General features: G+C 41.6%; 21 protein-coding genes, 2 tRNA genes and 1 pseudogene. 10 read left to right on the forward strand and 14 right to left on the reverse strand.

The features are described from left to right. Positions 1-121: 121 nt before the first annotated feature. On the reverse strand, positions 122-577 hold the full coding sequence (locus tag AOB57_RS02140; RefSeq protein ID WP_054297766.1) for a DNA polymerase ligase N-terminal domain-containing protein: 456 nt from the start codon (positions 575-577) through the stop codon (positions 122-124). A 181-nt stretch (positions 578-758) separates the two neighbouring features. Then, positions 759-1034 (reverse strand): ferritin family protein, encoded by a 276-nt coding sequence (locus tag AOB57_RS02145; RefSeq protein WP_054297815.1) that lies wholly within the window; start codon positions 1032-1034, stop codon positions 759-761. Between the two features lie 621 nt (positions 1035-1655). Here AOB57_RS02145 and AOB57_RS02150 point away from each other — a divergent pair. Further along, positions 1656-3896, forward strand: coding sequence for a lectin like domain-containing protein (locus AOB57_RS02150; RefSeq protein WP_226999602.1), 2241 nt, complete (start codon positions 1656-1658; stop codon positions 3894-3896). Between the two features lie 69 nt (positions 3897-3965). On the opposite strand, the gene AOB57_RS02155 is transcribed toward AOB57_RS02150, so the two are convergent. Further along, on the reverse strand, positions 3966-4220 hold the full coding sequence (locus AOB57_RS02155) for a KEOPS complex subunit Pcc1 (protein ID WP_054297817.1): 255 nt from the start codon (positions 4218-4220) through the stop codon (positions 3966-3968). Between the two features lie 66 nt (positions 4221-4286). Next, complete coding sequence (locus AOB57_RS02160) at positions 4287-5624, reverse strand: DHH family phosphoesterase (RefSeq protein ID WP_054297767.1); 1338 nt, start codon at positions 5622-5624, stop codon at positions 4287-4289. A gap of 515 nt (positions 5625-6139) precedes the next feature. Here AOB57_RS02160 and AOB57_RS02165 point away from each other — a divergent pair. The 3 genes and pseudogenes from AOB57_RS02165 (at position 6140) to AOB57_RS02180 (ending at position 8208) form a co-directional block, all read left to right on the forward strand. Beyond that, positions 6140-7555, forward strand: a pseudogene (locus AOB57_RS02165) (P-loop ATPase, Sll1717 family). 291 nt (positions 7556-7846) lie between these two features. Beyond that, positions 7847-7918, forward strand: a tRNA-Gly gene (locus AOB57_RS02175). Between the two features lie 125 nt (positions 7919-8043). Beyond that, positions 8044-8208 carry a hypothetical protein gene (locus tag AOB57_RS02180; protein ID WP_167829510.1) on the forward strand — a complete coding sequence of 55 codons (165 nt, stop codon included), beginning with the start codon at positions 8044-8046 and terminating at the stop codon, positions 8206-8208. 24 nt (positions 8209-8232) lie between these two features. Here AOB57_RS02180 and AOB57_RS02185 read toward each other — a convergent pair whose 3' ends face one another. The 4 genes from AOB57_RS02185 to AOB57_RS02200 form a co-directional block, all read right to left on the reverse strand. Beyond that, the gene (locus AOB57_RS02185; protein WP_054297770.1) at positions 8233-9336 is read right to left on the reverse strand and encodes a PGF-pre-PGF domain-containing protein; all 1104 of its coding nucleotides are present in this window, start codon (positions 9334-9336) and stop codon (positions 8233-8235) included. Then, on the reverse strand, positions 9333-10163 hold the full coding sequence (locus AOB57_RS02190) for a hypothetical protein (RefSeq protein ID WP_054297771.1): 831 nt from the start codon (positions 10161-10163) through the stop codon (positions 9333-9335). Before AOB57_RS02190 ends, AOB57_RS02185 begins: the two co-directional genes overlap by 4 nt. A 53-nt stretch (positions 10164-10216) precedes the next feature. Further along, positions 10217-10993, reverse strand: coding sequence for a hypothetical protein (locus AOB57_RS02195; RefSeq protein WP_167829482.1), 777 nt, complete (start codon positions 10991-10993; stop codon positions 10217-10219). Between the two features lie 82 nt (positions 10994-11075). Continuing rightward, positions 11076-14102, reverse strand: a complete 3027-nt coding sequence (locus tag AOB57_RS02200) for an Ig-like domain-containing protein (RefSeq protein WP_054297773.1) — start codon at positions 14100-14102, stop codon at positions 11076-11078. A 1306-nt stretch (positions 14103-15408) separates the two neighbouring features. On the opposite strand from AOB57_RS02200, the gene AOB57_RS02205 reads away from it, so the two are divergent. Beyond that, entirely contained in the window at positions 15409-16257 is an 849-nt protein-coding gene (locus AOB57_RS02205) for a hypothetical protein (RefSeq protein ID WP_226999603.1), read from the forward strand. A gap of 230 nt (positions 16258-16487) precedes the next feature. On the opposite strand, the gene AOB57_RS02210 is transcribed toward AOB57_RS02205, so the two are convergent. Then, positions 16488-16697 (reverse strand): hypothetical protein, encoded by a 210-nt coding sequence (locus tag AOB57_RS02210; RefSeq protein ID WP_226999604.1) that lies wholly within the window; start codon positions 16695-16697, stop codon positions 16488-16490. A gap of 473 nt (positions 16698-17170) precedes the next feature. Between AOB57_RS02210 and AOB57_RS02215 the strand changes: the two genes are divergently transcribed. Next, on the forward strand, positions 17171-17707 hold the full coding sequence (locus tag AOB57_RS02215; protein WP_054297776.1) for a superoxide dismutase family protein: 537 nt from the start codon (positions 17171-17173) through the stop codon (positions 17705-17707). 205 nt (positions 17708-17912) lie between these two features. Here AOB57_RS02215 and AOB57_RS02220 read toward each other — a convergent pair whose 3' ends face one another. The 5 genes from AOB57_RS02220 to AOB57_RS02240 form a co-directional block, all read right to left on the reverse strand. After that, a complete protein-coding gene (locus AOB57_RS02220; protein ID WP_054297818.1) occupies positions 17913-19622 on the reverse strand; it encodes a radical SAM protein in 1710 nt (569 codons plus the stop codon). 201 nt (positions 19623-19823) lie between these two features. After that, a tRNA-His gene (locus AOB57_RS02225) sits at positions 19824-19896 on the reverse strand. A 163-nt stretch (positions 19897-20059) separates the two neighbouring features. Next, positions 20060-20842, reverse strand: coding sequence for a sulfide-dependent adenosine diphosphate thiazole synthase (locus tag AOB57_RS02230; protein WP_054297777.1), 783 nt, complete (start codon positions 20840-20842; stop codon positions 20060-20062). Between the two features lie 226 nt (positions 20843-21068). Further along, positions 21069-21329 (reverse strand): hypothetical protein, encoded by a 261-nt coding sequence (locus AOB57_RS02235; protein WP_054297778.1) that lies wholly within the window; start codon positions 21327-21329, stop codon positions 21069-21071. Between the two features lie 171 nt (positions 21330-21500). After that, the gene (locus tag AOB57_RS02240; RefSeq protein ID WP_226999605.1) at positions 21501-22034 is read right to left on the reverse strand and encodes an META domain-containing protein; all 534 of its coding nucleotides are present in this window, start codon (positions 22032-22034) and stop codon (positions 21501-21503) included. Between the two features lie 294 nt (positions 22035-22328). Here AOB57_RS02240 and AOB57_RS02245 point away from each other — a divergent pair, with 294 nt between their 5' ends. The 4 genes from AOB57_RS02245 (at position 22329) to AOB57_RS02260 (ending at position 23840) form a co-directional block, all read left to right on the forward strand. Then, the gene (locus tag AOB57_RS02245) at positions 22329-22538 is read left to right on the forward strand and encodes a TOBE domain-containing protein (RefSeq protein WP_054297780.1); all 210 of its coding nucleotides are present in this window, start codon (positions 22329-22331) and stop codon (positions 22536-22538) included. A 181-nt stretch (positions 22539-22719) separates the two neighbouring features. Beyond that, on the forward strand, positions 22720-22869 hold the full coding sequence (locus tag AOB57_RS02250; RefSeq protein WP_167829511.1) for a hypothetical protein: 150 nt from the start codon (positions 22720-22722) through the stop codon (positions 22867-22869). 12 nt (positions 22870-22881) lie between these two features. Continuing rightward, the gene (locus AOB57_RS02255; protein WP_054297781.1) at positions 22882-23442 is read left to right on the forward strand and encodes a TIR domain-containing protein; all 561 of its coding nucleotides are present in this window, start codon (positions 22882-22884) and stop codon (positions 23440-23442) included. A 44-nt stretch (positions 23443-23486) separates the two neighbouring features. Next, entirely contained in the window at positions 23487-23840 is a 354-nt protein-coding gene (locus tag AOB57_RS02260) for a hypothetical protein (RefSeq protein WP_054297782.1), read from the forward strand. Positions 23841-23893 lie beyond the last annotated feature (53 nt).

Raw genomic sequence — 23893 nt, forward strand, 5'->3', positions numbered from 1 at the left:
AACCTATTTTTCATTAATGTGCTTAGTTGATAGCTTCGTTTTATGTCTTATTCTCGCCACACGGTTTGAGTACCCTGCATACTAGGTTTCAGCCGATCTTCAGCCGATCTTCAGCCAATCTTCAGTCAGCTTTTTTAAAGAAAAGCCAGCCTTTTTCCCCTTTCCCATACTTTGTCCTGATCAAAACATAATTCCCTTTCAGTTTTTCTCCTTCAAGTATTACCACAATTTCCTTTTCCTCACGCTTCAAAAGTTCAAAGGTTCCCTTATCCCATATCTCGACCTTGCCGGCTCCATACTCCCCTGCAGGGATTTCGCCTTCAAAATCGGCATATTCCAGAGGATGATCTTCAGTCTCGACAGCGAGCCTTCGTATGCCTGCTTCTTTAGGGGGTTCCTTTGGCACAGCCCAGCTTTTCAGAACCCCATCCATCTCCAGGCGGAAATCGTAGTGAAGATTGCGTGCATCATGGCGTTGAACCACAAAAATTAGTTTGTCTGAGCTTTTTTTAAGGTCGCTGACTGGCGGCTCAGGAGTCTTCTTAAAGTGTCTCTTTTTCTCGTATTCTTCAAGCATGGAGGATCAATAGAAAATGTGGTTCTGACGAGATAAAGGTTAATGTGGAAGGTTAGCCTGGATAAGGCAGGTTAATTGGTTAAAACAGGTTGATCTGGTTCAGATTGGCTAACATTGTAAGGACAGGACAGAAGTAAGGAAAAAATAAGAAAAAACTGAAAAAAAATGGAGAAAATAAAGTTTATTCTCTACTCCTGGCCAGAGCATAGTCTGAGTAGATTTTCAAAAACTCTTTGTCGGTTTGCAGCAGTACGGTTTCAAACATTGCTACGTGGATTTTTTCTTTTCTGGCAACATCAAGCAGGATTTTGCATATCTCTTCGCTTTTTGCCAGGTTTGCCATCTGCTCATAAATATTGATAGCATCCAGTTCAGCAATCATGGCAGCTCTAAGGATTTCCTTATCAAGGTCCTCAGGCCTGATTTTCTCAAGGTCTGCAAGTGCTTCCGAAAGCAGATTTTCACCCCCGTTATAAATGTGCCCCATAAAGTATGGAAAGGCAAGAGTAATGTTTCTTTCTATTGGAAATGCCAACCTTAATCCGACAACGTATTAAAATTAATTAAAGTTAATTAAATAAATTAAGATTAATTGAATTTATTAAAAATTAATTAAATTTGTTATAATTAATTTGGTGTGGTTAAAATTAATTAAGATATTAAGGTTAATTAAAGCGGATTAAAATTAATTATTCAAAATTGGATATTCATTAAAATTAATCAATTGGAATAAATTTATACAGGTAAATTGAAGATTTGAGTACTCGTAAAGAGTGGTTATATAATCTAAATTTTTATCTAATGAGGATTTCTTTTTTAGAAAGAATACGGTTTTTCGCTGGCAAATAATCCCCGGTTAGCTTGTAGAGACCATGTAGATGAATAAGCTGTCCGGATATAATAAAGAATTATGCCCAGTTAATAAAAAATTATGCCCAGTTGGAAAAAGATTTATAGACAAATCTCATAAATAGTTCTACAAGTTTTTGTAAAAATAATGATAGAAATTTATATCCTGGTAAGCTTCAAGAAATTATCCAAAAGCTGTCCGGAGACAATCTAGCTGAGGCAAAAAATCTTGAAAATAATAGAACTCTCCCTGCTTAGAAGACTAAAATTTTTTCTGCCTGTTTTTATGGTCTTGTTTTTGTGCCTGCCGGGTAGCCCGGGTTTCGCTGCAGGAAATGCAGAAAACCCTGAAATGCTGCAGAACTGCACAGCTTCCACTGGGCCCATCGTTGAACCTGCGATTGAAACGGTACCTATAAATCCCGATTTCCTGGAAAGCTTGCAGCCCTGTTCAATTGAATCTTTGTCTCTAGTGGATAGGAACGGACAGATTTCAGGTACAGGGTATAAGCCTTCACCTGTCAACCTTCCAGAGCCTGCAACCCCTGAAGGAAGCCATCTAGTGAGAGCTTCAGGTTCAAATCTTCCGCCGGTTTATGATTTGCGTAATGAAGGGAAAGTAACAACCGCAAAAAACCAGGGAAGAGACGGAAGTTGCTGGGCTTTTTCAACTATTGCTTCTCTTGAATCATATATCCTGGGAAAAGAAGGAAAAACCTATGATTTTTCCGAAAATAACATGAAAAACCTTGTCACAAGCAGCTATCCGCAGGGTTTTGACCTTACTCCGAGTGAAGGTGGCAACGCATTAATATCAACAGCATACCTTTCCCGCTGGAGTGGGCCTGTAGATGAATCTCAAGATCCTTATAATGACTCCTCTGTCTATTCGCCCACAGGACTTCCCGTACAGAGACATGTACAGGAGGTGTTTCTCCTTCCAGGAAAGACCGAGCCACTAAATAATGAGGTCTTCAAAAGGGCGCTTCTGGAATATGGAGCCGTGTATACAACAATGTACTGGAATCTTGCTTATTATCAGGAGAAAAATCATACATATCGGTATACAGGGTATCAGCCTGTTAATCACGCTGTAACTATCGTGGGCTGGGATGATTATTTTGACAGAAATTCGTTTGCGCGGGTTCCGCCCGGAGACGGTGCTTTTATAGTCAAGAATAGCTGGGGTGAAACCTGGGGTGAGGATGGGTATTTCTATGTCTCATACTACGACACAAAACTCGGATATGAAGAAAATGCCGTATTCACAGCCGAAAGTGAGGACAATTATGACCATGTCTACCAGTATGATCCTCTGGGATGGATAATATCGAAAGAGTATCCAGGGAGCCTGGTTGCCTGGGGAGGCAATGTTTTCTTGTCGGAAAGAAATGAGACACTCAAAGCCGTAGGATTCTATACTACAGACCTTAATACTGCTTATGAGATATATGTTTACAAAAATCCTATTTCCGGTCCCGTTAATCTGGAACAGGGATTCGTTGCGCAGGAAAACGGAAGATATACCTACCCTGGGTATCATACCCATGTGCTGAGTTCTGGTGTACCAATAAGTGCCGGGGAGAGATTCTCAATAGTTATAAGGTTCATTAACCCTTCGACTCCTGGTCCTCTTGCAATCGAACAGCCTATAGTTTTTTACAGCAGCAAGGCACAGGCCAATCCCGGAGAAAGTTATGTTAGCCCTGATGGGATAAAATGGGAGGACATATCCGCCGGCAACTCGGAGGCAAATCTCTGCATTAAAGCTTTCACAACCGTTGACAAACTTCCTGAAGCTGATTTTTCTTCAAACGTTACAACAGGGATTTCCCCTCTAATAGTCCAGTTCACAGACCGTTCCTGCAAAGCCTCTTCCTGGAAATGGGATATGAATGGTGATGGAAAAATTGACTCAACTGTCAGGAACCCAGTTTATACCTACTGCTCTTACGGACGTTATACAGTTTCTCTTACTAGCAGTAACAGTGAAGGATCGGATACTATGATAAAACCGGGTTACATTGAAGTGATTCCCTTTTCAATTAACTCAGCCAGCCCTGAGAGGGATATCATAACCTACAGAGGAGAGGAACAGACTTTCAATATCAGTACAAACTCTGCCTGTAATGTAAACTGGTACCTTAACGGAGAGAACAGGAAATCCGAATCCTGCGTTAAGAATAGTTCACATAGGGAGACCATCCATTCTACTGGGCTTTATAACGTCACAGTAGTTGCCGAAATCGGAAGTGAGAAAGTTATACAGAGCTGGAGCTGGACAGTTCGCTCCTGGAATCCCTGGGATAGCCCGGTTTCTCAAGAAGGAGAAAAGATAAGTACCCAAGAATTGCAGGAAGCTATCTATATCTACCTCAATGGGCTGCAAATCCCCGAAACCGGAGCAGAACTCACAAAAGAGAGACTTAAAGAGCTTATTTTACTCTGGCAGGAAGGCTCAGGCAGGTAATAACTTCCGCTAGTAAATTTAAAGGCAATAAAGGAGTGAAATAAGGAAGAGATAAGCTGAGAAATAAACTTAAATCTCGCTGGCTATCTCTTCTTTTTCCAAAACCTGCTCAATTCCTTCCCCGATTTTAACATTCATGAGAAAATCATCGACAGTTGCAAGCAAAGAGCCTATTTTCTCGGCGTGAAACCAGACAGCAACTTTATCACCACTGATCTCACTTTCCATACTTCTAAGATTGTCAGGAGAGAGAGCTTGAAGAATTTTCGCAGCAGCCCTTCTTGATTCAGGATCGGGAAATTCAATTGTACCTGTTATTTTCATAAGCATTCCTCGCCGCTTTGTCTGCTTTTATCTTTACAGCTTTTGATTTTGTTTTTCTTTTATTTTTTATCTTTCTTTTCCTTTTCCAGGCTTTCGGAGCTGCTCACCTATTATTCGATCTGCAATGATCAGGAATTCCTCTTCACTCCCGATAGGGAGTATAGCTCCAGAAGCTACATTATGCCCACCTCCGCTTCCGCCAACTGCGCCTGCTGCCTCTCTCAGGGCAAAAGCAAGGTCAAGGCCCTTTGAGACGAGTTCACGGGTGCCTCTTGCGGAGACTTTCAGGATACCTTCAGATTCGTTTACGCAGATGAAGGGAAGTTCGGGATGAAGGTAACGGACAACTGTGCTTGCAAGGCTGCCTGTAGAAATGGCATTGGCGGTAATAACATACCAGATATTTTCTCCTTTGCGAATTTTTTCTACATTTTCCCTGATATTCAGTGCAAGTTTCATCTCGTGTTCTTTTTTAAGAGAGAGAGCATCATTGACAATTTCCCGGTCTTTCAAGCAGAGTGAAATAGCCAGCCCATAGACTTTTTGCTTTCCGCATGTGTTAAGAATAGAGTTAAAATCGTAAACATTTCTTACAAGCTCCCGGTTCAGGAGTAAAACTTCTCCTATGACAGCTTCGATAGCTTCCGGGCTTGCCTGCCTTACAAGTTTGAGGGCGACAGCATTGGCAAGCCTTGAGACTTCCTCCTCAGAAAGATCTTCAATCCTTCCTGAAAGCTCCAGCTGGTTCAGGAATTCTTTAGTTTTCTCCGGGTAACCGGTTATATCCAGGAAAGGCTCGATAGTGTATGCAAGCACGTCTACAAGGTCTCCGTCTCCTACTTTGAGTCCCTTCCTGATGGACGTGACCTCTGCTTTTAGAGCCTCTTCCAGAATGAAGGCATTAGCTGTGCGGAAAAGCTGCTTGTCACCGACTGCGCCTGCAAGCGCAAGCCCTGCAAGATCAACATTATCGGCTGCCAGTTCTCTGGCTACTAGATAACAGGTCCCGGAAGCCGAGATGTCAGTGGCTCCATCAATTCCTGCAAGATGGGCGTTTACGATTGCCTTTGCTGGCGACTGCCCTACAGGCTGGTGATGGTCAAGTACTATGACGTCAGCCGCCACCTTGCCTATAAGTTCAGGCTGCCCGCTGCCCATATCACAGAAAATAACAACTTCTTCCCCGGAGATGCTTCGGTTCACCTCCTCAATCACAGCATCATCCAGCCTTCCAACTATAGAAATCTGGAAACAAATGCCTGCCCGCAGCAGTGCCTGTGCCATTATCCCGGCTGAGGTCAGCCCATCAGCATCATTGTGTGAGACTACACGTGCAAATCTGTATTTCCGGATTTTTTCGGCTGCATTCTTTGCAAGATTTATCAGTTTCTCAAGCTCGCTCAAAATCCATCACTCAAAAGATTCAGTAACAAAGTCAAAAGCCCAATTTAAGATGTTGAATTAGTAAATGCTGCCAGAGCATAAAGGATGTCAGACTATACCTGCTTGATAATATAAATTTTAACCCCAAAAATAGGGTATTTTTCCCATCTTACAATCTAGGAAGAAAATAATTACATTATTATTGGTTTTATAAACTATTTTGAGTTATAAAACCTTCTCAACATTCAGGCTTCTCAGGTAATCATGTAAAAACTCTATATGTATTAAATAACAGTATGCAAAAACTTGTGTATGTAAATATCGAGGGGTTTCGTTATATTCAAATTGGGGAATTGTTCTATTTAACATTCAAAATTGTGTATGAATTCGTTGACCAATTATAAAAATATAAATTACTTAAAATGTTCGAAAGTTTTATCATTACTTAATACTTATAATAGTATTTAAAAACGGAAATTTTTTTGAAAAGTGTGTATCATGAAAATTTTAATTGATCAACTAGAAGGATTTCATTAATGAGCTTCAAAGAAATTAAATTTGGATTTGCTGCAGCCGAAAAAGAAAAATCAGATTCTCCTCAGCTCCTTATGCAGGGATTTTTCGATGCTTACGGTTATATAAGCGAAATAATTGGAATGAATAAATTCTTAATACTTGGTCCTAAAGGTTCGGGTAAATCTGCTATTGGAGCAAGGCTAGAATTATTGTCCGATTCTAATAAAATGTTTTTCACAAAGCAATATTATTTGACTAGTTTTCCTTATAAACCATTTTCGTCGATCGCATTAAGTTCTGAAGCTCCAGAAACTAAACTTCCTATTAATTGGGAATTTATTCTCTTAATTGCTTCATTAAATAGTTTCATAGAAGATCCCACTTGCAAATATCATAGAAATCATAAAATTGATGCGGTTATAAATGCGTTAAAAAATGAAGGAATCTTACCAAGCGAGGATTTAGCTCAAATTGTCAAAATTAGCTCGAATAAACAATTTATGGTGAATTTAAAGAGTATTATTAGCGGTCAAAAGTCTTCTCAAAGTGAGAAAGTCCCGTTTAATATTGAAAAATTATTTGCGACTTTACAAAGTCTATGTTATTCACTTCAAATGAAATTTATGCACTACATAATTATTGATGGGCTAGATGATGCATTAACTCAAAGAAGTATTCAATATCAATCATTGTCTGCACTTATTTTAGCCGCAGATAGAATGAACGACAAGTTCAAAACCAATAAAGTTAATGCCAGAATTATAGTTTTATGTCGCACTGACATTTTTGATAAATTAGGAGGGCCTAATAAAAATAAAGTGAGAAGAGATTCTGGAATCTTATTAGATTGGTTTCAAGATGTAAACGATTTAAAATCTACGAATATTATTAAGCTTGTTAATCTACGTGCAGAACTTTCATTAGGAAGAAAAATAGACATATTTTAGGAATTTTTCCCTAAAGAGGTGAAAGATAGAGAAATTAGAAAATACCTATTAGAGCACACTCGTCATACTCCAAGGGATATTATTCAATTATTAAATGAAATACAAAAACACTCCAAAGATAACCCTTCTAAAGCTAATATTGCTAATGCTGTTAGAACATACTCTACTGATTATTTTGTGGGTGAAGTTAGAGACGAATTGGACGGTTTTTTAAAGTCAGAAGAAATAGACTTGATGATTGAAATTATAAGTTTAATTGGGAGATCTAGATTCAATATGGATCATATTGATAGGATTAAAAACACCGACTTGAGATTCAAATCAGTTGATGTTAATAAATGCCTAAAAGCGTTTTTTAACTGTAACGCAATCGGAAACGTTGATGGTTCATATATCACATTTAAATATCGCAATCGACATACAACTTTTAATCCAAATTCAGATATTTTAGTTCATGTAGGTCTTAGAAAAGGATGGAATTTGACATGAGTCTTTTTTGGGAGATCTACATCACACTTCATAACTCAGGATAGAAAACTCTGGAGAATTTTTTATCTTTATAAAATATCAAGTTCAAAAAAACTATTTCTTTTATACTCTACCAGGAAAATTTTTTAAACTGATTAAAAAATAACTTTAATAGAATAAACGAAAAATATATGGCTCCCTTAAGAATATATGTGATATAAAACACATGCCCCGAAGATCTATCAGGGGTCAAATTAATTAATGAGAAAATATATACAATAAAAAAGCGGCAGGGCATCCTGTAAGCTTCGAACATCAGTAGTGTAGCGGTTATCACCGGGCGTTGCCAACGCTCGAACCCGGGTTCGAATCCCGGCTGATGTATTACCCGAGTCCCGTTTCGCCCGAGTCCCGTCTCGGGAGGACGGTGCCCTTTTCGCTTCGCTCAAGAGGGCTATTTGTAGTCAAAATAAGCTGTTTTCTATCCTTAAGAAGTTAATTTTGAGATTTTGGACGAATATATTTATTTTAAGTTTTTCAGTATTCAAGATCGTTACCTCAGTTATGAAAATTTCAGAAGAGATGCATTTGAAAAACAGGAGACTGCTGGTGGGCAGGAAAAAAAGCAGGATAAAAAAGAAAGAAAAGCAGCTTTGGAGGCTGCTTTAAATTGAAATTTGTTTTTAATTCGATACTTTTTACTTCCTTCTCAGAACCAGATATACAGCTCCGAGGACTCCGACAGCTATTACAGACTCAAAACCTGGAATTCTCGACTTAGAGGGTTTCGGTACCTCAGACTTCGGGGGTTCTGTACCATTAAAACCATCGGAATCGCTGGTGTCTTCATCGATAGGCTCTATTACCTTCTCAGGTACTACAATTGTGAAGCAGCCGAAGCCTGAGGTCTTGGCATCGAAGAAGACGTAGGTGTTATCCTCACCAACCTTTTCGGTTTCGAGCTTACTCCAGCCTTTGTTGTAGTGCCAGAGAGCCACAGACGACTCATCAACTTCGCGTTCCTCAAGCCATGCCTTCTCGACTCTGAAGCCGACAACAGCGTTTTCGATATTGTTGGAGTTTGCGATTCCTCCTGAACCTACCCAGATGTTAATGTTCTTATAGACCGAACCCTCAGGCAGGCTGGAAACCAGCTTGGACTGGCCTTTCAGCATCTCGACAATGGTAGTAACCTTTCCAAGACTCTTCTTGGCATCAAACTCCACATATCTTACGCAGGTTGCACCCTTCGGGAACTCGAATTTAACGTGTTTCCCTGCGGTAACTGTTTTCTGGGACAGTTCCTTAGCCTCTACATTGCTCTGAGGCTCCTGGGAAGCTCCTGCTCCGCCTCCGCCGCCTCCACTGCGTTTACCGCCTCCGCCGCCTCCACTGGGAGGTTGAATGACAGTGATGGAAGAGTCGGCAGGAGTGATAGCGAACTCAGCTTTGTTGATATCCCTTAAAATTCCCGTAAATTTGTACGTGCCGGTTGATGCCGGAGCTTTCAGAGTGTAAGTGAAGCTTTTTTCACCCATGAGCAGGAAAGAAACTTTATCACCGTTTACAGTTACAGCTCTCTCCGGCAGGGAAGATTTAACAAAGGTGAAGCCAGCTGGAAGCTTTTCAAGAACCTGCCCGGCAGCACCGTACTCATCTACAGTGACTGTTACCTGGAACTCCTGGCTGGGATTGACCGTAGCAGGGACAGCCCTATTTGCACTTCCTGCAGAAGCCGGGGCAGTACACAAAGTCAGGGCTAGGAGCAGTATAATAATGAACTTAAATTCAGGCCGTCTCATATTCTATCCCACCCATCAGCAAAGTATATACCCAGAGCTGCATATTTGATTCCGCTGGATACATCGTTGTTACTTACAAGATTCATAATTTCTTCAGGGGAGAAAGCGCCGTCAGCGTTTCCGAACTCAGTTTCGAGTTCACCTTCACTCAGTATACTGATAGAGATACTCTCTTTATCTGTAACACTGCTTCCTGAAGGGTTCGCAGCCGTAAAGGAGAATTTGAATTTACCTGTTTTAGTACTTTTTATATCATAGAAATAGAGGTCTCCACTCTCTGGCTTCAATGAGACAACACCCTGTTCTATGCCATTAAGGTCAATAGTCACTGAAGGTTCTCCAGAAGGCCGACCCACAACTTTTGCCCTTACAGTTGAGAAGTCCTTTCCATCATTCAGGATGTATAGAGGGAACGCAGATAAACTTTCTATAGTTGGGGGTTCAAAGTCTCCATTGAACGTCAGGTCAATTTCTACTGGCTCAGCTCCGTGCTTATAGGTCACTGAAACTGGTTCGGATGGGACACCTGCCAGCTTGAAAGTTATCGCTTTTCCATTATCTTGCTTCGTGCCGTCAACTGTCACCAGATACCTTCCATTTCCGTCAATAGTGTTCGAGCCAACAAGCTTTGAATCTATGTACGCAGAGATTACAAGTCCGGAACCCGCATTTGCAGCATCTCCTTTCAGATTTCCTCCAAACACATTGGGGAGAGAAGGAATAGTAGAGGAATCACTATTGGCAGATGCAGCCGGAACAAGGGACATGCCCAGTAGTAGAATAACCAGGCATGATAAAATTTTTAAGTATTTGTCCTTGATCGTCATCTTGTCACCTTGAAATTTTACCATTACTCATGCAGACTCTTTTTAAAAGTCCTTCAGGGATTCTTTCTGGATCCCCTCCCGAAATTGAATCCGAAAGCGAGCAGAAGTATGCCTGCAACCGCAAAAACAATAAGGAAACCTGGAGCACTCTCTGGTCTAGAGGAACTTTCGGAAGATTCAGCTGCCTCATAATCTTCGGAGTTTGCGCTCGTATTTTTCAATGCCGTCATGTTCGGCTCATGGACTGAACTTTCAACGGTATCGGCTTTGGAGCCTTCTGCGGAATCTTCCTGTTCTTCATCATCTACCAGGGGTTTTGAACCTATTTTTGAATTTGAATTGCTGTTTGAATTTGTATTCGAATTGCTATTTGAATTTGTATTTGAATTGCTGTTTGAATTGCTGTTTGAATTGCTGTTTAAACCACTACTTGAATCACTTTCAGCAATCGTGGAATAAATTGCCTCACCATCAGGCAGCTCGAGGGTAACCATACCGCCGGATTCCCAGGCAACGCTGCTTGAAGCAGCCTTTCCATCCACCTTAAAAGTAACCAGTTTTCCTACATCTTCGGCAGTACCAGGAATAAAGAGAGAGTAATTTCCTGAGGAAGTATTTGCAAGATACTCCTTTTCATTAAGATAAGCTGCAACGACAGTCCCGTCGGGAGCAGAAGTGCCGTTAATGAGAGCTACCCCTGTTACTGTCATCGGAAGTATTGGGGGAGAGGGAGGAACATCCGCTGCCGCCATACATCCCTGGGGTAATGCTAGGAAAAACAACAATAATACGGATGTTGTTACCAGGCAGCTTTTTAATTTTTTATCCATTGTAGACCTCCAAATATACGTGAACAACAAAAAGAAAAAAACCGTTCAGCCTGAAGAGGCTGAACAGTCAGTTGTTCTGAAATTACACCCACTTAGAAGATTCCCAGGTGGATGGGTCCGTCAAATCAAAGCCATCTGGCCAAGTAGATGGATCATTCAGGTCAAAGTCTTCTGGCCATGTAGACGGATCAAACGGATTAAAACCTCCCTCATCCTGACCTAAATTCGGTTTGTACGAGTTTTCTATGGATGCGTAGGTACCTTCACTCTTCATGAAGATCCAGTAGCCCTGTCCGGGAACCATACAGTTATCAGTCTCAAGTGCTCCGACTGGCCTGGGATCAGATTCACCGACGTACTTAGCAATTCCGCTTACAGCGCTCGCACCAGGGATTATGCCGCCCCAACCTTCATTATTTTGGAAAGTTATGAGGTTGGAGAACTTGTAGTTTTGAGCATTATCGGTGTTGAACTCATTGAGCGAAGCCAGAGTTGTTGACCAGAGTGCAGGGTATGAAGAGGTGTGACCTATCATGTGCCATCCACGGCTCAGAGTCAGAGAAGCTGGAACATCTGGGTTAGCGCCTTCAGAAGCCATTCCCTTGAACTTAACATTGGTCATGCAAGGCTGTTTAGCGTAGACCCAGTAGCCCTTGCAAGGTTCAATTGTTTTTGGAATTTCCCAGCATGAGCCGTTCCAGTAGATAACATAGTTACCAGCGCCAAAGACATCTTCAGGACATGCCTTTGAATCAATAAGTCTCTTCGGCACGGATTTAAGGTTCCAGCCCTGTTCGAGCGTGATGGTCATATCTTCATATGTCTGTACAGGACCGCACATGGAAAACTTAGGATCGTAGTTGCCGGCTTTATCACGAGCAATAACAGCTACCCAGTAGTCCTTGCCGAAGACAAGGTCCTTACCTTCGACTGCTTCAATACACAGATAGTACACACTCTTATCTTCTGAACTCTTTAATTTCTGATTTGGAGTGTCTGTGCCATCTGTGTGAGTCTCTTTCCCGTCTATCCTTACCTTTTTCATGTCTTCAATGCAAGTCGGCTTAGATGTGCTGATGTAAACTTCATATGGCTCGTCAGAGTCAAGATCTTCATCGGTGCTTGCATTCCAGCTAACCATCAACCCAGGATAATCTCTCACAGAGACCCAGTCAGTAAGGCCGAATGCATCTTCAACATTCAGGTTTGCTACTGGAGCCGGGCACTTGCTGTCAACTGAGAAATACTTTACATCAGGCTGGTAAGTTCTGCCGCTTGTACAGTCAGTAATAAGTACCGTCCAGGATACCTGCTGCCCGTCTTTCACCGACGCTTTTACTGAATAGTTGTCTTCACCAACAAGGAAATCGCATTCGTCGCAAGCGCCTCCTTCACAGGAGACTCCACTGCAGACATTCTTATCTTTTTCATCGCAGCTTGAGTCTACCTGTGTGTTGTTAATAAGAAGCTTGTAGTGGAAAGGCAGTCCTGCTCCTTCTCCATTCTTTCCTTCAACTCTGAATGTGAATGTCGGGGTTGAGGTGACGTATCCTCCGTCAGGTTTCTCGAGAGTGACTACAAGTCCGTCGAGGCTGACATAGAATTTCCGGACTTCGCTTTTAGCTTTGTTTCCGGCTGCGTCCTCAACTTCAACCGACCAGTTGTGAGCGCCATCTGCAAGGTGGATTTTCTCGGTGACTGAATCTCCAGATACAACTGCCTCGGAGATTACATCATCTGGGAACAGGTCATCCCAATATTCTTCAGGAATACCACTCTCAGGAATACCATTCTCAGGGATTTCACCTTCAGGAATACCAGGGAATAGTTCATCCCAGGACATACCAGGGAATAGTTCATCCCAGGGAATACCCTCGGGGAATAGTTCATCCCAGGGAATCTGCCCATATTCATCCTCATAATTATATCCAGGAATATGGCCAGGAATTTGATCATATACTCCAGCAGGTTTTCCATCTATGAACAGTGTGTATCTGAGCTTAAGATCCTCTTTATATTGAGCAGCTAATTCATCTTCACAAATGAAGTTGAATTTAGTTTCAGGGCCTATTACCTCTTTGTAGCAGTCTGCAGGAGAAACAAGTTTCACAGTGGGGCATTTTGTGTCAACATACAGAGTTCTGAGACCACTGCCACCTATGTTTCCTTGTTCGTCCCTCAGTTTGACTTCCCAGGTGTATTTGCCGTCAGCCAGATCAAGCTCAAACTGCTTATATGACCCGGGTTTCAAAACCCCGTTAAACTTCTGGATACCATTGAGCTCGAAAGTGTAGGTAATATCATTAGACCTGTAGTCATAGTAAAAAGCACTGAAATTGAACTTTACACATTTCTTATTGGCAAACTCTGACTCAGGTGTAACCAGTTTAAATTGTGGGCTCCAGTAATCAAAGCTCGGATCAAAATTAATCCCGCCAGGGAAAGATTTATCGCCCAGTAAATTATCGAACTCGTCAAAGCCAGAAACATCTATGTCTAGAGGACCACTTATGTCCTGTGGAATTGTATAGTCATAGGCAAATGTATCATCATCCACCTTTGTCATCGGTTCATTTTCGATTGGGCTAGCGCCCACCAGGTTTGCATTACTGGCATTGGGTGAACTACTACTGTCTTTAATCGATATTTTGGCGTTATCGACAGGCCTGCTGAAATCAGCAGTGATGTTTACAGTTTTCCCCGGTATGAAAGGACCAGTTTCGTTGAGTCCGATCTCAATGGTTAAATAGCTCTCAGGATCAAATCTAAATGCTTCGGGGTCTTTTGCAGGCTCACCATCCAGCAGCTGATTGCCATCTGCATCAAACGCATCGATGTCTACAGCCAGAGGACCACTTACTATGTCCATCGGGATGGTATAGTTATAACCAAAGAAGTTATCATCAGCATTTAATACATCCATCTCCGCAGAACTGCCCAAAAGTGAATCGGAGCTGTTAAAGATCGATATAGTGGCGTGATCGACAGATGCATTGAAATCAACGGTGATATTTACAATATCTCCCGGTATAACATTGGTTTTGTCATATGTGACAATAACCTCTGTGTCTTCTTCAGCTGCACTTGCTGCCCCTATTAAAAGAGACATAATTAGCAGCGCACTAAATAGTATCAATTTTTGTTTCATACTTTCACCTAGATTCCGCAAATATCCATTTTGTTCCAGATTAAACATTGAATATTATATCTTTTTAAATAACATTTTTATGTTTAAAGATATAGCAGATCTTAGCTATTAAAATGTTTCCACCAAACAATATATAAATTATGAGTTAGTAGGACACTCATTTAATAAATAAGTTAAGACTATTTGGCAATTGTAGTTTATATTTTACCCCCAATTTTTCAACCAAACCCCCTCAATATAAATGAGTTGATATAGTTTAATATGTACAATTGACAAGGAACTCAACACTTCTCCATAGTTCGTTTTTGGATGAAGTGCGGTAACATTTAGATCCCGATGCGGCAAGCAGTAACCTCAAAGGGTTTTGCTGCATACAGGGAAGCTATTCAAACCTGTTTTTGTGCCAGTTCTGACCAGTCAGCCTGTGCGTGAGATACGTGCCAATACCGCAAGGCATAAATCTGTCACAGATTGAAATTCCGCCAACGGTAAACATAACGTCCTAGCGCAGTGCACTTATCTCTGTATATTATCTTGCGACGATAATATAGCTAAGATTACACGATAACTGATATAAATCTTTCTAACAGAATAGAGTAATTAAATTTAGTTAGTTGTAAAAAGAAACTTTAGGTCATTCAATAGAAATTATTTATACTGTAAAAGTAGAAATGACGATAATTATGCCAGTTTATAGAAAAGCTTAGAATGTCTTGTAACTGGATAAATTACCTTATAATTGTAAAATTTTACAAATATAGGGGTTCTTAGAGAGCATGAAGTTAGTGAGTAAAGATTTATTGAGAGTAAAAATTTGCTAAATCTGTCCTTCAGTAGTGAAAAAAGCTTCTATGGCACCTAAATTCTTAGATAAAGAAGTTGCACTATACCTTTTTCAAAATTTAAACTCACAAGCTTAAAGTCCGGAAAAAACATAATTTAATAAAAACACTTTCTATGCGGAAGGAATGGGGGGCTTAAAATTCGATATACTTTTCAGGATTCTACGGATTTTCCTATCCAGAGAGATTTTATTCGTGACTTACAGGATTTTATAAGGATTTCAAAGGAAGTCATACCTCTGGAAAAGTCAGCTATCACAATAAAAAATGAGAGCCGAGAAAAGCTTGGAGTTTTCGAGAGGAGAATTCAAGAAATCGATAGATTAGAGAAGGATATCAGGGATTATATTGAAAGCCGTACAACCGGAGTAGATGCAGCTGAGATTCTTGAGATAAGGGAAAGGATTTTAGAAACCTCCTCAAGCGTGGCGCTGGAAAAGAAAAATGAAAAACTTGCGGAGCTTGACAGGCAGAATAAACTGGATCTTATGGAGACCCAGCAGCTTTATACAAGGATGCTCTCAGTTCTCGGTCCGTTTTTCGAAGACAGCATATATGGAGCTCAAAACACATATTATGCGTATATCGAGGATAAGGTACTGAGGGGAAAGCATATTGGTTCCATTGAAAACATGAAGTATGAATTTGACCTTCTTTTTACACAAGACACCCTGAAGGTAAAAGACCTGCAAAACCTGTCTTTGCCGGTCTGGTCAAAGAGTGGAATTCTGTCCAGAGAGAAAAAAGTGAAGAGCTTCGATGTATCCGAGTTCTATATCACGAATATCGAGTATGAGGGAAATAACCTGAGAGCTGTTATTGAGGACAAAGACCCGGAAAACAGGTTCATTATCTCATCGGATGAGAAAGCCTTTCTGATTATGCGCAGAGATTACGAGATTACACGGGACGCAGATCTGGCAGCTGCATTAAACAAGGACTCGGTCGACGCATTCATATTAAAGCTAAAAAATTTTTTCAGGGAATCTGTGGGATCGGAAAGGCTCAGACGTATAACAATTGATGGGAGAAATGCCGTTGAGGAGAATAAAATTTTTGACTGCCTGAAACTAATTGCCTCAATATACGGAAAACTGGTAACAGAGTGCCTTGAGAGAGGATATACCGAAGGGGAAATTACCATAAAAATTGAAGAACCAGGCGGGATCAGGACAGAGAAATACCTTAAGAAGTCGGAGATTTACAGGGAACTTTCAACCATCGGAAGTGAAGGAAAAGAACTTGCTGCACTTTTAAGGGTATCGGATGCTTGACTAAAAAACAGTCAGGTGATAAGAGACAGTAACAGATAATAAGGACAGAACAAACTGAAAATGTGAAGAAAATTTAGAGGTTCTGCTTTTCCTTCTGCCAGGAAGTACAGAGCAGTTCAGTTACGGTTGAGATAATAAAGAGAATTTTCTATAAAAAGATAAAATTTTGAGAGCTGCCTTCACTAACAGCTGTATTGACAGAAAAAAATCAGGTTTATCCTGCCCTGCAACTACTCTGGTTTTCCTTCCTCATAACCTGCCCCATCTGGCAGGAAAGGAGCGAAAATGACTACTATAAATAGTAACAGAAAAGTGCCATACACTCGGGTCGTTGCCTCAAAAGTAGCATAAAACATGAGAATTACAAGCATTACCCAGACAATGAAACTGAGCTGAAGAGCAATCCTTACCCTGTATAAATTCTCCTCGCTTTCGCTCAACAAAATCCCCCCTCAAAGAACCCCTCCAAAGATCCCGAATAAAAATGATTCTCGATTGAATAAATAAGTGTTTATCGGAATGACAGATCTGGAGATCTGGGGCACAATCAGGGCAAAAAATTATGAGTAAAACGCTTACTGGAATTAGAGTATAAACTTATTGGAATTAGAGTATAAATTTAGTTTTTATAATAATAGATTTATAGTATACGTACATTTATTTTTCTTAGGCGTATGCTTAACAGACATTCTTCGAATGGCCTACATCCGGTATGCAGATGGTATATTATCATTGCAGGTATTATTATACCGATTCTTGAACGGAGATGGGGCATATGCGATGGATTGGAATCGAGACGGGGCGTCCTGCATAAACCGCTACAGAAAAGGAAGCCATTATCTGTCTCATCCGAGATTTTAACAGGCAAACTTCTTTTACATCAAGATAATCATTTTCCTGGGGGGAACAAACTATGAGAGCTGGATTGATAATAATACTGATCATCTCGGCAGCACTGATATCTGCGACTACGGTCTATGCCCGTGAAAATACCACAAATAGTGCCATAGCTGTCATGAAGGATGCAAAGGGCAATACTGTAGGACTGGCAACTTTTACCGAGGAGTGCAATGGGCTTGTCCGCATCAATGCCAACGTAAAATGCCTGGAACCGGGCATGCATGGAATCCATATTCACGAGAAAGGAGACTGTACCGGACCAGACTTCACCTCTGCTGGCGGACACTATAATCCTCTGGGCAAAGAACATGGCCTCAATAACCCTCAAGGCCCTCATGCCGGTGACCTGCCCAATCTCGAAGTTGGCAAGGATGGCAGGGGACAGATGAACGTCACCACAGACCTTGTGACGCTGTCACCTGGACCGACCACGCTATTCCCAGCTAATGGCACTGCGCTAATCATCCATTCCGATCCTGACGACCAGATGACGAATCCATCTGGTAACAGTGGGGCGCGGATTGCCTGCGGGGTCATAGAGAAGAAATGAGTTTTCGTAAGACAGTACGTATAATCAAGGCAGTATATTTGATTGGGTTTATTTTATTGATTGGATTTACTTTATTTAATCCAAATATTTTTTAATTGTAGATCTCCTTTATTTGAAGCAGCTGCTTGAATTATCTGCATTTTAATATAATTCATATGTGCGTCAACTGCGATAGCCTGTTAACAATTCAAATTTTAATAAATTATTAAATTTCAATAAACCGGCTCAATTTGTCTCCTTCACTCACTCGCTTAAGAAAATCAGCTCTGTCAGTATAGGGAACGCCAGCAATTATGCAATCCGCAGCTTTCCTGCCAAGCCCGGGGAGTTCCCTAATGAGATTGGGAGAAGCTGTGTTGATAGGCAGAGGATAAGGTATGCCGGTAATCGAGCGCATCCCATGTCCTGTGACCGTTACGTCGGTAAATTTCCGCAAAGGCAAGGGAGCAGGAATCCCTATCAATAGAGGATAAGACCCAATCTGTCTTCCGAAAGTAACTCCATTTTCATATACCTCACACATTACGTCCCTGAGTACGGTCCCTTCGGGCACGATACGCCGAAGCATAGGAAAGTCAATATTTTTCCGTACCCGCTCCTTGTAATCCAGAAAGAGTTTTTTATGCTTCCTTGCAGCCCCGTCTTTTCCATATATTGGAGTTCCTGGAAAAGCCATGACCTGGCGGATGTTGATCCTGCGCAGGAGCAGTCCAGAATCGAGCACCTGCTTCAGGAAGTCATAGTTAAGCTGGAAGGTTTTCCTGGATTCACCCATCAGCCCATGCACAAAATTAATGCCAGGAAGAATTTCCGGAAGCCCGTTTGCTCCCCGTACTGCCCCAAACCTGTTAACAAGTTTGATTGCCTCAAAGACTTCCTCAGAAGATGCCTTAAGGAAATTTGCCTCAATTACTGCCTGGTCAGCACTCTCCATTCCAAAAGCCGCCACATCTCCTGATGTATGATATTTAATTATCGTTTTCAGGATCTGCTCGGACTCTTCAGGGTAAGCTGCAAGGGTTATCGGGTTTGCATTGTCCATATGGAGCACCGACAGTTTCGGGGCTGAGTTCCGGATTCCTCTGTAGAGCCTCTCAATGGCAGCCGGATTGGGCTTTGGCACAGGTTCCCCGGTATCCGTGCCGTGATAGGAAAAGAGGTCAGGCTGTCTACCTATCCTGAAATAGCGGGCTCCGTGGGAGTAAAGGGAGGAAACCTCGGAGATTACATCCTCAATGGGACGGTAGTCAGAAGCCCCGTAAAAAGGTTCCGTGCAGAAGGAGCAATGGACTTTTCTTCCACAGCCCCTATAAGTCTCAAGCTCGCACATGCAGTAAGGAAAATCAGGGTGCTGCCTGACAAGAAAAGCTCCACCGGGTCCCCAGCGCCCGATTTCGGCTGTTGTCCTGAAGCGGTACTCTACATTCTCGGGATCTCTGAGTTTTACAGAAGAAACCCGGTTAGCACCGTCTTTAAAAAGATCATAAATAAAAGCTTCAAGATCCATTCTCGCAAGCACTGCACCCGAGAGGTTTATTCTGCCTTCAGTACCTTTTGCAGCCCTTCCGCCTTCACTGCTGAAACCGAGCCTGATAGGACCGCCTATAACCTTTACTCCATGTGCAGTCCGGAAAATTGTCTCAATTTCCCCCAGTGTGATTGGAGAAGCCCTCAGATATTTACCTGGAACGGTCATGCCTGCTATAACGATAACAAGATCCGCTTTTCCTGCAAGCTCCCCTGCTCCGGGCGGGTTTTCCCGCAGGGTGTCAATGGTCAGGTAGTGAATATCTTTTTCAGGAAGTCCGCGTTCCCTGAGAGCGCCTGCTATGTAACGTGGGTAGGGAGAAAGGTAAGGAGGAACCCCAAGGCAGGCAGGTTCGTCCACATAGCCATCTATAATAAGTGCTTTCATGTCAATTCTTGCTTCCATTTGCTTGGTAATCGAAAATATAGAGTGCAGCCAGATATAATACAGGTAAACGAACAGGTTTTAGAAATAGTATTAAAGAGATATGCAAGGAATATAAAGGGAGGTAAAGACAGTAATGACCGAAATCACCACAAAAATAAAGGGACTGGTTAAAAGTTAGGAAGGATTTAGAAAAATAATTAGGGCCGGGACCGAGAATCGAACTCGGGTCGTAGCCTCCACAGGGCCACAGGATGGACCTCTACCCTACCCCGGCCACAGGGGTCTGGTGCTTAAGATTGAAGCAACCTATAGATGGAGTTTTTTTATATAAAGTTTTTGCCAGAAAAGGCAGGAGACCATTCCCTGGGAAAGGAAGATCTCTGCTTTTTTGCCTCAGGGATGTACGGATCCAGCTAAATGTTCTCCCTGAATAATCATCAGAGTTTTTCAAGCTTCTCAAGGGCAAGTTTTGCAGCCTTTTCTCCCGAGAGGAGCATACCTCCGAAGATTGGTCCCATCCTTGGGGCACATGTTGCGGCATTTGCAGCCATGCCCGCAACGATCAGACCCGGATAAATCTCCTGGGTTGCATCGACAGCCAGACGCTCGCCAACCTCTGACCACATGGGCTTTTCTCCAAGAGACCCAAATTCTCCAATCTTTGCATTGGGAATCTTCCTGAGAATTGTATTGCATACAGCCGCATCATGCCCTGTGCCATCAATTACGAATTTTGTCCGGATCATGAGAGGGTCCACATGCAGGCGCTGTGCCATGACAGGTCCCCAGTTTATGACGATTCCGGTAACCCTGTCGTTTTTCCGGATAATAACATCCTCAAAACTCACAAGGTTGAAGACCTCAGCCCCGGCTGAAGTTGCGCCTGCAATCAGCTTTCCGACAGACTCTACGGAGTTTGCCACATAATATCCGGGCTGGTACTCCCTGTACCTGATCTCGAAGTCATCAAGAATGCGGCAAGCTTCCTCCTGCACAACTATGCGCGGAAACATCATGCCACCAGCCCACATGCCGCCCCCTAGCGACAATTTCTGTTCGTAAATAGCAACCTTTGCCCCAGCATCTGCAAGATACTTCGCAGCTACCAGATTTGCAGGCCCTCCTCCTACGAGTGCCACATCGATATCCGTGTAATCAAGGAAGGTTCTGGAATACTCATCAAAGATTGCCCTTGTGATTATAACTTCATCAAGTTCCATTTTAATCTCTCATAAAGTTTCTAAGGTTAAAGTCTGAAAAAATCAACCCGGTTTTTAGTATAAACCAGGGGAATGTAAACCCTGACCTGCAGACATTAAAATTAAAGTTTTGATTATAGGCATTGTTTTTAAAGTTGTTGGAATTGGTGGAAGCTATGAATACAGGGAATCCTCGTCTCAGGAAATCCTTGTCTGCGAAAAGAGTAAGTCCATTACAATAATCAATTTACACCGTACCATTAGAAAAAGAATCAATCATTTTAAGAATCAGGATCCCAGCGGTTGCATAAATCATTAAAAAGTACCAGGGTAAAGGACTATTTTTCTCTTCATCTCTTAAGAATAGATAGAATATAAAAACCAATAAAGGCGCATATTTTGATGCAAAATCAAGCTGGACATGAATTAGATTCTCTGGTATTGTAACAAGTAATAGTGTGCAGGCTATGGATACCACACATAGTTTCACATCTTCTTCCAGAGACATTAATTTAAATAGCCTGCCATATCGTATAACGATTTGTTTTTATATAAATAATTTTATTAATTTGTCGTTAAAAACTAATTCTGAAAAATTAAACGGGAAACGTTTTTTAGTAGCACAAAATAAGCTCATAATTCCTCATTTACAAGAAAGGTAGGGTCAGTCAGTTTTAGATTAAATAGTCTGTTCAGTCCGCCCTCCGCTGATAAAGAACATCCTCTGATCTGTATTTCCTGAATGTAGTACAAGCTGTTCATTCTCAAGAGTTGCCGAACTTACATTGCTTAAAAGTGACAGGTATTGACTGTCCAGAGATTCAGGCCCGCATGCAATGAGCGTCATCACAGGCGGATCAAGGGTTAGGTTGTCCCCCTCCAGAATATAGTTCCCGCCGCCGCTATTACAATCGGCTTTGACATAGTATGTGTTGTCAGAGAAGAAAGCAAGCGTATAATTCTCAGGATCCGGCACTACAGTTCTATTTTCAGGGCTGCTGGACTGCTGAAAACCTATCCACTGCCATTCAATATTTGTCAAATTTTCAATCGAAATTCCATCAGAATTTACTACCTGCTCGTCAGACTCGGGAGAACTGTCTCCCTGCTCGGCACAGCCTGATGAAAATAAAACTACGGTTATGATTACAGCAATAAAGGATAAAGAAACCAGGCTTCTGCTCTTATTTCTTATTTCTATTTTTATTTTCATTATACCCTCCCAAATTGATTCCGTAATTGATATTTTTGAGGTACCTTTTACTTTTAATTCAGTATATTTTTGTACACCCATTATTTAAACTTCAATTTAAGCTGCAGACATAGAAAACGGATCAATTAAGAACTAATTAAAGATGTAATTGAAACTTATATTACGTGATTTGAGTTCAGAAAGCCAGATTCCTATGTTTCTATAGCCGACAAAGCTGACCTTATTGATAACAAAATAATATTGATAACAAAATAATATTGATAACAAGATAAGTATCTGGACTCGAAGGATAGAATGAAAATAAGTGCACGCAATGTGCTGAAGGGTAAAGTTAAAAGAATAATACACGGATCTGTTAACTCTGAAGTAGTAGTTGAACTTCCGGGTGGTATAGAAATTATTTCCATTATTACAAAAAACTCAGTAGAAAACCTGGATTTGAAAGAAGGAAGTGAGGTATACGCAGTAATTAAGGCTACAAGCGTGATGCTAGCTTCGGACTGACCTATTGACTTTCAGTATTGTGAAATTACAACCCTTTACATGTAAATCCATAACAAAATAACTTGAAAAAACTAGCTTTAAGAAGACAGGTAATCTTTGAGAAACCAGATAATCCAGATAAACTTTTTGAGAAATCACGAAAAGGCACGAAAAGGCACAATTGAACAAAGGGGGAATCATTTTGCCAGAAAAAGACAGAGAACCATCTTTCCAGCCTGAACCGATACCTGAACCTGAACCTGAGCCTGTTATTCCGCCTGAGCCGATACCTCATCCCGAGCCGGAAATAGATCACGATAAAAAACCAAAGAAAATAAAGGATTTTCGATAAAATGCGACAGTTATGATCTCAAAAGTTTATATAGCTCACAGCGAGCAGGATGAACCACTTGCTCAGGAACTTGCCAGAGCTCTCTGGGCTGTGGAACTGGAGAGCTTTTCATCCCTGTACAGGAAGGCTCGAATTCTTTCCCCTGGTGAAAGGATACGTTTTGGGATTCGTCAGTCAGATTGTTTTATCCCTATTCTCACAAAGGAAGGGGCAGGGTCGCAAGAAGTAAATCAGGAAATCGGCTTTGCAGTCGGGGTAGATCAACTTATAATCCCACTGGTAGAGGCAGGGGTCGAATTGCCTGTCCTGATACATCACCTACAGCCCATTGTCTTTTCTCCAGAAGCTTATGAAGATGCTCTGGGGAAATTGATACAGAACCTGAGAGAACTGACAAGGCTTGACTGGCTGAAGATAAAGTGTCCCTATTGTGGAGAGGAGATGACGCAGTACATCTCACCTCAGGAAGAGGTAGAAAGAGCGCTTCTTGCAGGGACCCACCTTGAGACAAAATGCAGTTACTGCCAGAAAAATATTCATCTGGACCCCAGAACCTTCAGACCTGTGCTCTGATCATGTATTCAAAGTCGGATTGAAATAGTGAAGAGGTCGAACTGATGGAAAGAAAAGTAACAAATGAAATAAAAGATGAGCCAGGAGAGCCAATAGAAGTCCGGTCCAAAATGGGTGAAGCGACTGTAAGTGAGCTGGAAGTCAAAGGGATAGAGAGTCTCACGCCTATGGAAAAGAAACACCTGCTTCTGCAACTTGCCCGGGATAGGGTAAAAGATAGCTCTGCAGGCCCATGGGAAATAGTTGACATCTTCAGGGAGGAATGGAGAGCTGTAAAGGATACATTGGCCCAGCCCGTTGAAGTCGATTTAAGGGACACAGGAAGGAATTCACTCTTCAGGGTACTGCTGGATATAACACAATTAGAAAGACAACTCGAAACACAGGAACAGGAATAAGAAAAAATGGAATAGGAATAAGAAAAAATGAAATAGGAATAATAAAGCCTCAT

Origin of the sequence: Methanosarcina flavescens, from assembly GCF_001304615.2 — an archaeon.
Lineage (GTDB): Archaea > Halobacteriota > Methanosarcinia > Methanosarcinales > Methanosarcinaceae > Methanosarcina > Methanosarcina flavescens.

Excerpts from the sequence above, each read along its gene's own strand:
- AOB57_RS02140 (WP_054297766.1), bottom strand. The coding sequence starts at position 577 with ATGCTTGAAGAATACGAGAAAAAGAGACACTTTAAGAAGACTCCTGAG.
- AOB57_RS02155 (WP_054297817.1), bottom strand. The coding sequence starts at position 4,220 with ATGAAAATAACAGGTACAATTGAATTTCCCGATCCTGAATCAAGAAGG.
- AOB57_RS02185 (WP_054297770.1), bottom strand. The coding sequence starts at position 9,336 with ATGAGACGGCCTGAATTTAAGTTCATTATTATACTGCTCCTAGCCCTG.
- AOB57_RS02190 (WP_054297771.1), bottom strand. The coding sequence starts at position 10,163 with ATGACGATCAAGGACAAATACTTAAAAATTTTATCATGCCTGGTTATT.
- AOB57_RS02195 (WP_167829482.1), bottom strand. The coding sequence starts at position 10,993 with ATGGATAAAAAATTAAAAAGCTGCCTGGTAACAACATCCGTATTATTG.
- AOB57_RS02200 (WP_054297773.1), bottom strand. The coding sequence starts at position 14,102 with ATGTCTCTTTTAATAGGGGCAGCAAGTGCAGCTGAAGAAGACACAGAG.
- AOB57_RS02215 (WP_054297776.1), top strand. The coding sequence starts at position 17,171 with ATGAGAGCTGGATTGATAATAATACTGATCATCTCGGCAGCACTGATA.
- AOB57_RS02220 (WP_054297818.1), bottom strand. The coding sequence starts at position 19,622 with ATGAAAGCACTTATTATAGATGGCTATGTGGACGAACCTGCCTGCCTT.
- AOB57_RS02230 (WP_054297777.1), bottom strand. The coding sequence starts at position 20,842 with ATGGAACTTGATGAAGTTATAATCACAAGGGCAATCTTTGATGAGTAT.
- AOB57_RS02235 (WP_054297778.1), bottom strand. The coding sequence starts at position 21,329 with ATGTCTCTGGAAGAAGATGTGAAACTATGTGTGGTATCCATAGCCTGC.
- AOB57_RS02240 (WP_226999605.1), bottom strand. The coding sequence starts at position 22,034 with ATGAAAATAAAAATAGAAATAAGAAATAAGAGCAGAAGCCTGGTTTCT.
- AOB57_RS02245 (WP_054297780.1), top strand. The coding sequence starts at position 22,329 with ATGAAAATAAGTGCACGCAATGTGCTGAAGGGTAAAGTTAAAAGAATA.
- AOB57_RS02255 (WP_054297781.1), top strand. The coding sequence starts at position 22,882 with ATGATCTCAAAAGTTTATATAGCTCACAGCGAGCAGGATGAACCACTT.
- AOB57_RS02260 (WP_054297782.1), top strand. The coding sequence starts at position 23,487 with ATGGAAAGAAAAGTAACAAATGAAATAAAAGATGAGCCAGGAGAGCCA.